We start from the raw sequence: 712 nt of genomic DNA on the forward strand, positions 1-712 counted from the left end.
GTCAGTCCTGCATTTCGCAGGCCATAGACCACGAGATACATGCCAAGCGAGAAGATGACGACCTGCCACGGTGCGCCACGCAGCACCTTGCGGGTTTCGATCACATCCCCCCTCGCCGCGATTGCGAGCAGCAGGATTGCGCCGGCAGCGGCAACCGCGCTGACCGGCACGCCCAGCGGATCGAGCAGGAAGAAGCCCACGAGAAGAAGCACGAGGACGATCCAACCTGCACGGAAGGTCCCCGCGTCCCGGATCGCCGCCTCCGGCGCCCGCAGCGCGGCGACATCGTAGTCTGCCGGTATGTCGCGCCGGAAGAACAGCATCAGCGCGCCGAGCGTGGCGGCGATCGCTGCCAGATCCACCGGCACCATCACGCTCGCATATTCGCCGAAGCCAAGCTTGAAGAAGTCGCCCGATACGATGTTGACGAGGTTCGAGACGACCAGCGGCAGACTGGCGGTGTCCGCGATGAAGCCCGCTGCCATCACGAATGCCAGCGTCGCCTTGTCGCCATAACCCAGCGCGCGCAGCATCGCGATAACGATAGGGGTCAGGATCAAAGCCGCGCCATCATTGGCGAACAGGGACGATACCGCCGCGCCGAGCAGCACGACCAGCGCGAACAGGACGCGGCCGTTGCCCTTGCCCCAGCGCGCGACATGGAGCGCCGCCCATTCGAAGAACCCGGCTTCATCCAGCAGCAGGCTGATGA

General features: G+C 65.2%; 1 protein-coding gene. It reads right to left on the bottom strand.

Annotated features, from left to right (window positions below; all coding sequences use genetic code 11):
• On the bottom strand, nt 1-712 hold a 712-nt coding region (locus LH128_RS30570), incomplete at both ends, for an ArsB/NhaD family transporter (protein WP_008833561.1).

This window comes from Sphingomonas sp. LH128 (assembly GCF_000293195.2).
Taxonomy (GTDB): Bacteria; Pseudomonadota; Alphaproteobacteria; order Sphingomonadales; family Sphingomonadaceae; genus Novosphingobium; species Novosphingobium resinovorum_A.